Genomic DNA, 10006 nt, shown 5'->3' with positions numbered 1-10006 from the left:
CTTTGATTCCTCTGAGTCTTGAAGTGGGGGTCTTACTGCCCGTTAGACTGCGATAAATTGGAAGAGCCTGAAAAGATAGGTGATAACATGAATAGGTTTTATAAACGCTACTCAGATTTGATCTTTCATTTGCTCAGTGAAAATAATTGGATCAGCTTAGCGCAGCTGGCAGAACGAACAGGCTTTTCCAAAAGCACGATATGGCGTGATCTCGAATTCCTGGAGACGATTCTGCCGGAGGATTGGAAGCTCGATAAGCATGAAACCCTAGGCGTTATGCTGAAAAAACCTGAAAGCGGCACGCTGGAGAGCATCTTAAGAGAAATTCGCGAAAAAAATACGTATTTCCATACGTTAAAGCTGATTCTAATGAGCGATGGAATTGACATTTCCCAAATTTCCAGTAAGGTGCATATAAGCCGTTCGACCGCATACCGCCACATCGAGAAGCTGCAGGAAGTGCTGCAAGAATCACGGCTTACTTTAACTTCAAGTCCTTTCAAAGTAGTTGGTGATGAAAGAGATATCAGGCGTTTTCTCATGCAATACTTAGATCTTATGAGCTTTAGACCTGAAGCTGAGAAGGATTGGCTGCACTCCGGCGGGTTTCATCAGGCATTGATTGAGGTAACATCAGGCCATTCGATGACTCTCCGGACAGGAGCCCTTCAACGCCTCAAAATGGTTATCTATATTTCAAACCTGCGTATGTCCATGGGATATTTTGTATCCTTTCCAAAAGCATTTCTGGATGCATATAAAGAAAGTAAATATTTCTTCGCTGCCAAAGACTTAGTTCATTTTATAGTTAAAGCCAAAATTCCATCCAGGGAAACACAGCTTCAGGAGATTCTGTTCTTTGCCGTTTATTTGATGAGCGAGGAAAGGCCGACGAATCGGGCGCAGCATCTGCGTTATCTGCGCAGGAGGAGGATAGGCGAAAGGGAACATCCTTTTTCAGTCTACTTAGAACGCCTTTCAAACATCGCAGGCTTCAATCTGACAGATGATGATATCTTCTTATTTCACATTTACCAGACCTTTAAAAGGATCTATCTGGGGAAAGAATTTAACACGGAAACACTGCATAGCTCACTGCTTCAGCATCTTCCGTATTATGAGACGAACCCACTCTTAAAAACATTAGAAAATCTGGGAGTCGAAACATTCTCGAAAATCCCCCTTGTTTTTAATAAATTGGATGTACTTGAGATTTTTACTCTATTCCAGGCTGCTGTTCTGAGAAGGAAGAATAAGCATATCATACAGGCTGCACTGGTATGCAGGACATATTATGAAAAAGATTATATCAGGGAAGTGCTAAAATACCATTTTGGAAACCAGCTTGCTATATCAACCCTTGATTCATCAAGCGTGGATTTAATTTCTGAATATGAGGAGTTTGATTTAGTCATATCTACTGAGCTTGTTCGCCCATCCAAGCTGATAGGACACCTGCCGGCCATTAATGTTTCTGCTTTTCCGACAGGTTTAGAACTTATGGAAATCAGGCAATTCATACATGATCACTTCTTTGAACAAATTGGGCTGGACAAAGAATTGATTTATCCTTTTGAAAAATAAGCAGGTAAATAAGAATACGCCTTCAAACTGGTGAGGGGTTCCGTTTGGGGAGAGAAATTGACAAATAGCAATAAAAATAGCAAGTCTAATTCGCTTATGAATTAGACCTGCTATTTTTGTTGTTATAACAATGTTTCATTAAATTTTGTGGCGAATTAGCCCTTCATATTAGTATCTTAATTATCAAGCGTACCATAATTATTGTACACCAAAAAATGAGGTATAAATTAGTTGCTAAATGACTTGTTAATCCGCAACCTGTCCTTGAGTAGAGCCTCTAGGAAGAAATTGTGTGATACTAAATATTGGGTATTCCATTGACGGGCAGGTTAGTGGAATAAAAAGTGAATTAATTCATTATCATCTGTATTATGTTAACTGTATAAATCAGTTATTTAGAGATAATAAAGTTGTTTGATTTGCAATTATTTTGCGGTAATGAATTAAATATAGATCAAAAATAAAGGAAATATCTTCTGACAGTCGAATATTCTAGAACCATAATTAACTATCCCGATGAGGAGGATTCTAGTGCGTTCACGACCATTATGTATTGAAAACCCTGAGCATGATAGGTATGTTAGTCTGGTTCCAGATGGAGATATTGAAGAAATACTTAGTAAGCAACGAACTAAGACCATTACCCTCTTAAGCAGCGTATCAGAGGAGTCAGCAAGGAAGGCGTACGCACCTGGGAAATGGACTTTAAAAGAAGTGATTGGACATATGACCGACTCGGAACGCGTGATGTCGTATCGAATGCTTGTCATTGCACGAAATGAAAGTGCATCACTCCCTGCAATGGAACAGGATCAATACGTTTCTGTGGCAAACTTCAACAAATTATCCTGGGAGCAGTTACTGGCTGGTTTAGACACGGTACGCTCCAACACGTTAAATCTTATTTCAACCATTGATGATGCAGCATGGGTTCGTAATGGAACTGTAATGAACAGCTCCGTTTCGGTAGGTACCATTGCATATGGCATTGCGGGGCACGAGTTACACCATATGAAAGTGATTAGTGATAAATATTTATAAGTCTTTTTCTATTAATGAAAAAACCTAATTTCTCATCTAATCTGAAAAATTAGATTTATATTTTTTTAACTTCCTTTACGTAGTAAATCTGCATTTTCTGATGCTAGCCCTTATAGCGAATAAAGCATTGAAATGATGACCGCCGCTTATTTGGAAAAGGAAAAAGACGGAAAGGATGACTTTGCAAGCGATAAATGTGTAGATGAACTAATAAATAAATTGGACCAGATGTACTAAAAGAGATGTATATGAAAAAGCAACAAAAGAATTAAATAAAACTTCTTCTTCAACTTATGGGGGCTTTAACTAAATAAGAAGTTAATACCACAAAAAAACCAGAGCCATTTTGGACTGACCCACAGTTTTGAGACTTAGAAAAAACACCTATGCTGCCTGTCCTCTATATTCGATAGGGGACAGGTAGTTTAATTTTGCCTGAATGCGTATTTCGTTATAATAATACATATATTGATTTACGATATCTACTAACTTACAATGAGATAGAGAAGATCTTTTTTGATCTTTGAGTCCTTCCGACTTTAGCGAGGAGTGAAAGGATTCGATGACGGCATTATCATGGCAGTTTCCTTTTCGGGACATGCTTGTGATCATGCCGTTTTCTTTTGCCATATTCTGAAACGCATAGGAGGTATACACAGCCCCCTGATCCGTATGGATCATAATTCCTTCAGCTGGCTTCCTTTTTTCTATGGCTTCCCGAAGGGTATCTAAAACTAATGGAGTTTCCTGACTTGTGCTCACTTTAAACGCTACAATTTCATTGTTGTACAAATCCATAATTGTCGACAGATAGACCATTGATGGACCATAAGGCAGATATGTAATATCAGTTACCCACTTCTCATTTGGCTTATCTGCTCTAAATTGCCGATTTAATAAGTTTTCAACAATAATATTGGTTTCTCCGTTTAAGTATTTAGGTCGCTTCACCTTTATCTGGCATTGCACATTGTATTTTTGCATAATTTTTTGGACAGTCTTCCGATTTACATCAATCTGATGATTTCGTTTGAGAAGAGCTTTAATTTTCCGGTGTCCATAACGAAAATGATTTTCCTCGGAAAGATGTACTATGAGCTCTTCTAATGGACTCATGATGGTATGACAAAACTTTTTCTTCCACCGATAATAAGTCGCTTTTGGTAGTTCCAAGGCGGCTAAAATACTGATTATAGAATACATAGAAGATAGTTCCTCTACGACTTTTAACACTATTTGCGGCTCCAGCTCCTTTCGATCTCCTGGTACTTTTTTAAAATATCCAGCTGCATCTCCAATTGTTTATTCTTCCTTCTTAATTCGTCCACTTCACTTAATACGTCTGGTCCCTTTCCATACGTATACTGTTTGCCCACAGGCTGAGAAAACCGGTGAACCAGACCCTCTCTATGCCGTTTCATCCAAGTTTTGATTTGTGAAACATTTTTAATTCCGAGCCGATCCATAATCGCCCGATTACTTAATCCTTTTTGCTTTAACTTAATCGCTTCCCACTTTATTTCTTCTGAATAATGAACTCTTGTCCCCATAAGAAAAACACCTCCAAAATCGTATAGATATTAAATACGATTCAGGGGGTGTTTTTTCCTTGTCTCATTTTACTGGGTCACTCTAATTTAGGTCTGGGTTTTTTGTGTTAAATACAGTGTTATTTACACTGCTATTACGGATGCTAATTTGGGTGTGATTTAAGGTTTTCCCTCCCTAATCGGAATCCCTTATCAAACTGGAGGTGTTTTTTATATATTTTTTAAAATATGTTGATTTTGATAATCATTATCAATTAAAATAGACATAAATGATAATCGTTTTCATACATAGTTTTTATTTGAAGGAGGCGAGGATTTGACTAATAGCCCTCAAGTATCCGTACGAACAATGACTGACCAGAATTTAACGGACTTTATCCGGTGTCCTTATAGATTTTATTACACTCATATTGAAAAGAAAAAACATCCACTTGGCTGGCGTCAGGCCATTCAGCATATTATTAATAAAGTCGTTTCATCCTTTTTTCAGCTGCCGCAAAGCCATCGGACACCTGCAAATGTTTTGATGCTGATCGAACAATATTGGGGAATGCTGGAGCTGCGCATGTTTGATTCCCAGCTCCAATATTATATGGCTGCAGCAGCAGTAACAGATGGTTTAATGAGAAACTTAAGCAGTGAATCTGAAATAGCTCAGCCGCTGTTTTTGTATGAAAAATTTAAAATGAATCTTAAAGAGCTGAATACAGATCTTTCATTAACTTTTGATGTCGCGGAGTGGCATCAGGATTCTTTTATAGTGAAGAAATTCCTGGTGGATGCTGACAAGCAAATGCTTGAGCTTTATTGTCATTTAACAGTGGTTTTTTCAGAAATGGTATTTGGAATAAGACCGTCCAGAATTGAAGTCGTCACTTTAATGGATGGTGAGAGGCACGTATTCAATCCAAATAAAGAAAGCCTTGAAGCGGGATTAAACTATTTGCAGATGATGAAGTCGCTTCTCGAAGACACAAAGCAGTTTACGGATTTGTATAATTTGAATGAGTGTCCAGCCTGTCCTTTTCAGAATGTCTGTGAAAGGGATGAAAAGAATGTGAGAAAACAAAAATACTTATCCTAAAAAGGCGCCTGGGGAAACCAGGCGCTCCTGCTGTTTAGTAAATGTTTTTCCATTGCTTTTAATTGGATTTCCCGCTAAAGTTTTTAAAAGGGATGTCAGATAGAAAGGCTGTGATTCTTTTTTGAATATACTTATTACGGGTGCAAACGGATTTTTGGGGAAAAAGCTTTCATTAAAGCTTTTGGAACAAGGTCATGAACTTTATTTACTAGTCAGAAGCAGAAAGCGGCTGGATGCCTTCATGCAAAGCGAAGGAAGCGGCTTTTCCAAGCAGATTCATATATTGGAAGGCGATGTTACAGAAAAACATCTTGGATTAAATAGAGAACTTGTGGGTTTATTAAAAGGAAAGATAGATGCCTTATACCATAGTGCAGCACTTCTGTCATTTGATGAAAGAGATCGGGATAAGACTTTTGAAGTGAATGTGAGTGGAACAGAAAATGTTCTGAAGCTTGCTTTGGAAATAAATTGTCCTAAGGTTTTATATATCAGTACAGCTTATACGGTTGGGACAGAGACTGAGGGGGCGGAGGCTCTTTATTCAGCCGACAGGCATTTTGTAAATCCCTATGAAGCTTCCAAGTGCGAGGCAGAGCACCTGGTATATACATTCCGGGATAAATTGGATATTGTAATTCTCCGGCCCGGGATTATCATCGGAGATTCCAGAACAGGTGAAGCTGATACAAACTTCGGTTTATACGGATTTTTAAAAGGCATTAAGATCTTAAAAAAACGGTCCCTGCGAAAACCAAACGGCCAAACCTGCAGAATCTATCTGGATCCTGAAGTGGCCCAGAATTTCGTGCCGGTGAATTATGTGATAGATACACTGCATGCCGCCTTGATACATGCAGAGAATGGCGGGATTTACAATATTACAAACCCTAACCCGCCTCTGCAATCAGATGTGTATGAAATAGTAAAAGAGGTATTGGATTTTCCGCAATTGGAGATGTGTGTCCCTGGAGACTCTGCAGAAATGACAAGTGAGGAAAAGGCTTTTCATGATTCAATGAGCATTTTCCACAGTTATTTCCAGCGGACCATTGATTTCCCATCAGATAATACGGAAAAGCTGCTTGCAGTTGCAGGGGTTCCCATGCTGCAAATGGATCGTGATGCTTTAACGAGAATCATAGCAGGATATTTGATGGGTAAAGCGAGTATATCTTCATAATGGAAAAAGACCGGGGATTTGAATTCCCGGTCTTCCTTTATTCATTCATGCCTGTTTCCCGCCTTTTGGCCACCTGCTTCAATGGGGCTTTTAAAAGCTTTTGGTGTTTTATTTCCATAATTTGTATTTGATTTAATTCCTCAATTAAGTCATGGATAGAGAGAATTTCATAGAGAATGGCTGTTTCAGGCTGGACATGGTGGTGTGTGCGGGGTTTTAAACCGCCTGCAGGGTCCAGCTGTTTTTGCTCAATAAACCATTGTGTTACCTGGCTGATTTTTTCCCGCTGGGTTTCTGAAATAAGAAAGCCCGGATCATACAGACTGTCTTTTAAATCCTCAAGGACTGACAAGGCGAACTTCTTCCTGCTCTTCTCAATGTCCAGCCGGCCAGGCGCCAGAAAGATCAAGTTTCCCGTGTGATAGGTGATTTGTCTTAAGATGGTCAGTTTCTTATATTCATAATGAAAGTCGCGCATATCCTCACGGCTGAATCGGTGATATCTGTATTCAGCTTTTTGATAGTGGCATAATGTTTCGGTCTTATCGATATCTTTTATAAGTCTTTGAAAATCAGAGCGGACATTCCTATCAGATTCCTGTGAATTAAAAATCTCAATGCCTCTTTTAAGTAAAATGTCACCGGAACCTCTGTATAAGGCATGTATGTTTTTTATGATTGATTTTGAGTAATTGGGAGGCATGACAAAAAAGTTAACTGCCGTGGAAACGACAATACCGGTTGTGGTAGTCCCCAATCGAATGAAAAAAGACGACAAATAATGGTCATGAACGGTAGAAATCATAGCAACACCAGTCAACGTAGCCACCAGCATCCCGTCATGAAGCTTCAGCTTATGGCAAACGATGATTGTCGCAAGCGAAACAGAAGCATAACTGTAAGGGCTGTCCCCGAAAATGAACGTAAATAATACAGCAAATCCCGCTCCAATGGCAGCCGCCGGAAACCTGACATATGCTTTCCGGATGGAGTCCGCAACAGTGGGCTCAATGGTAACGATGGCCGTAATTACAGCAAACATGGCTGGCCAATTCAGCATATGACAAATAAAAGCTGTTATAAAAACAGCCAGTCCGGTTTTGGCAATGCGTCCTCCTATAAATTTATATGGAATAGTCTGTTTCATAAAAAATCCTTCTTTAAATCTGTGTTTTTAATATAAATTTATATTAGTGCAAGGAACCAATAAGAGCAAATGCAAATCTTCTGATAAAAGAGTATTATCACGGTGACAGGCTCAGATAGTATGTTAAAATAGACAACTATAAAGTATAAATATTGAATATATTTAACATTTTAACAAAGGGGAAGGGTGAGATTGAGTGTCAATTGAAAGTGTGAAAGCCCATTTTAAGAAATGGGACAGGGAACAGGATGTAATGGAGTTTGATTCTTCAAGCGCAACAGTGGAGCAGGCTGCTGAAACAATCGGTGTCTGCTCAGCCCAAATTGCCAAGACGCTTTCCTTCAGGGGTAATGGGGACGAAGCAATTCTTGTGGTGACAGCAGGCGACGCGAAAATTGACAACAAGAAGTTCCGGAAAACGTTCGGATTTAAAGCCCGTATGCTTTCAGCGGATGAAGTTCTCGAACAGACCGGCCATGCTGTTGGCGGAGTGTGTCCATTTGGACTGAAGAATGACCTGGAAGTCTATCTGGATGAATCTATGAACAGATTCGAAACCCTTTTCCCTGCATGCGGAAGCAGCAATTCCGCCATTGAACTGACTCCTGATGAAATCAATACATATTCAGATGCCAAAGCCTGGGTGGATGTCTGCAAGGATTGGGAGGACGCACTGATCGTTGAACGGCCTTTGGAGAAAATAACGAAATAATTCGTGCTGTAAAATAATATAGAAATGTATTATTATAATTATATATGAATAAATATAGATTTGCGGATTAGGAGAGCAGATATATGGGGAAAAATCTTATTATTAACCAAATCGATGAGTTTCAAGATGATTTTAATAGAATAAGCACTTACATAGGCGAGAATCCCGAACTGGGGCATGAAGAGTACAAGGCATGCAAAGTATTGACAGAGGAGCTTAAGAAGCATGGTTTTACCGTGGAAATTGGCACTTGCGGTTTGCCGACTGCTTTCACGGCTACTTATGACAGCGGGAAAGAAGGGCCTGTAATTGGATATATGTCTGAATATGATGCATTGCCTGAAGTTGGGCATGCATGCGGCCATAATCTTATTGGGACAATGGGGATTGCTGCCGGAATTGGACTGAGCAAAGTGATTCATGAAACAGGAGGAAAAGTCATTGTCTTTGGCACGCCTGCAGAGGAGACAAAGGGCGGCAAGGTGACCATGGCCGAAGCAGGTATTTTTGACGCTTTGGATGCAGCGATTATGGTTCATCCCCTCGACAATTATGTGAAGAGCGGTTCATCACTGGCGATGGATGCGATCCAGTTTGAGTTTTTTGGAAAGTCAGCACACGCAGCTGCCAGCCCGCATTTGGGAATAAATGCGCTGGATGCTGTTCTTCAAACCTTCAGCAGCATAAATGCCTTGCGCCAGCATATCAAGCCTGATGCCAGGATTCATGGGATTATCACAGAAGGGGGCAAAGCGGCAAACGTTGTTCCGGATTATGCGGTTGCCCAATTTTATGTTCGTGCTGCAAAGCGTGAATATGTAAATGAATTAGTAGAAAAGGTCAAAAAATGTGCTGAAGGGGCAGCTCTGCAGACTGGTGCAGAAATGAAGTGGTCCTTTTATGAATTCTCTTATGATGATATGGTTACGAACAGTCCTTTATCAGAAGCATTTAATAAGGAACTGATTTCCCTAGGTGTCAATGAGGAAGAAATAATAGAGCAAAAGGATGGCTCAGGTTCTCTGGACATGGGGAATGTCAGCCAGGCAGCACCTTCCATTCATCCCTATATTAAAATTACAAATGAGGCTTATGCCTGCCATACACATGAATTCCGTGAAGCTGCAATGAGTGAGCAGGCCAGAGAAGCCATGGTTCTTGGAGCTAAGGCAATGGCACTTACCGGGTATGAAGTATTAACAAATATGGAGCTTTTAAAAAGGGTTAAAGAAGAATTTGAGTCGAATAAGACATTAGCATAAGTTCAAAATAAGGCCATGATCCCCAATGGATCATGGCCTTTCATTATGATAAGCTATTCCATTCTGAATACAGTCCGGTTCCATTGCAGCCCTGGCAGTCAAATTGATTAGCATGATAAGCGAATTCATTCCCCGGATAAAGTGAAAAACCCCTGCCGTAACAGTCCGGACACTTGTTTTCTTCCTTCATGCGATTGACATGATTCTGATATCTCATTTCGCGCCATTCATTAAAGGCATTCAATAATCCCATTTTTTTTCACCTCAGCCATTTTTTCCTTATTTTGAATAAAATGGACAGATTTTATACACGTCGACACTATAATATATGAATAAAGTGGGACTAGTGTGAAAAAAAGCTTGTCTTTTTTTTGAGTCTGAACCTGGAGCAACTTCGGACACAGCGGTCAGGTTTTTCCAATGTAGAGTCCGAACCTGGAGCA

The 10006-nt window shown here is 39.8% G+C and carries 9 protein-coding genes; 6 read left to right on the top strand and 3 right to left on the bottom strand.

What is annotated here, in order from left to right; translation table 11 throughout:
- Window positions 1-87: 87 nt before the first annotated feature.
- Window positions 88-1584 (top strand): AcpB/EbpR/MafR family transcriptional regulator, encoded by a 1497-nt coding sequence (locus CE058_RS23710; RefSeq protein WP_163145241.1) that lies wholly within the window; start codon window positions 88-90, stop codon window positions 1582-1584.
- Between the two features lie 531 nt (window positions 1585-2115).
- Window positions 2116-2625, top strand: coding sequence for a DinB family protein (locus CE058_RS23705; protein WP_163145240.1), 510 nt, complete (start codon window positions 2116-2118; stop codon window positions 2623-2625).
- Window positions 2626-3009: 384 nt separating this feature from the next.
- Here the strand turns inward: CE058_RS23705 and CE058_RS23700 are convergent.
- A protein-coding gene (locus CE058_RS23700; RefSeq protein ID WP_163145239.1) for an IS3 family transposase occupies window positions 3010-4175 on the bottom strand; the annotation gives its coding sequence in 2 pieces (ribosomal slippage) (window positions 3010-3899 and window positions 3899-4175; 1167 coding nt in all).
- A 316-nt stretch (window positions 4176-4491) separates the two neighbouring features.
- Between CE058_RS23700 and CE058_RS23695 the strand changes: the two genes are divergently transcribed.
- Both CE058_RS23695 and CE058_RS23690 read left to right on the top strand, forming a co-directional pair.
- A complete protein-coding gene (locus CE058_RS23695; RefSeq protein WP_163145238.1) occupies window positions 4492-5259 on the top strand; it encodes a hypothetical protein in 768 nt (255 codons plus the stop codon).
- Between the two features lie 121 nt (window positions 5260-5380).
- Complete coding sequence (locus tag CE058_RS23690) at window positions 5381-6442, top strand: SDR family oxidoreductase (RefSeq protein ID WP_163145237.1); 1062 nt, start codon at window positions 5381-5383, stop codon at window positions 6440-6442.
- A 37-nt stretch (window positions 6443-6479) separates the two neighbouring features.
- On the opposite strand, the gene CE058_RS23685 is transcribed toward CE058_RS23690, so the two are convergent.
- A complete protein-coding gene (locus CE058_RS23685) occupies window positions 6480-7589 on the bottom strand; it encodes an aromatic acid exporter family protein (protein WP_163145236.1) in 1110 nt (369 codons plus the stop codon).
- 196 nt (window positions 7590-7785) lie between these two features.
- Here CE058_RS23685 and CE058_RS23680 point away from each other — a divergent pair, with 196 nt between their 5' ends.
- Complete coding sequence (locus CE058_RS23680) at window positions 7786-8301, top strand: YbaK/EbsC family protein (protein ID WP_048009957.1); 516 nt, start codon at window positions 7786-7788, stop codon at window positions 8299-8301.
- Between the two features lie 83 nt (window positions 8302-8384).
- Window positions 8385-9563, top strand: coding sequence for a M20 family metallopeptidase (locus tag CE058_RS23675; protein ID WP_163145235.1), 1179 nt, complete (start codon window positions 8385-8387; stop codon window positions 9561-9563).
- Window positions 9564-9606: 43 nt separating this feature from the next.
- On the opposite strand, the gene CE058_RS23670 is transcribed toward CE058_RS23675, so the two are convergent.
- Window positions 9607-9816 carry a hypothetical protein gene (locus CE058_RS23670; protein ID WP_035329519.1) on the bottom strand — a complete coding sequence of 70 codons (210 nt, stop codon included), beginning with the start codon at window positions 9814-9816 and terminating at the stop codon, window positions 9607-9609.
- Window positions 9817-10006: the final 190 nt, after the last annotated feature.

This window comes from Bacillus sp. 22-7 (genome assembly GCF_010628845.1).
GTDB lineage: Bacteria > Bacillota > Bacilli > Bacillales > Cytobacillaceae > Cytobacillus > Cytobacillus firmus_B.
The sequence above is the reverse complement of the archived record's forward strand: the minus strand, read 5'-3'. Positions and strand labels throughout refer to the sequence as shown.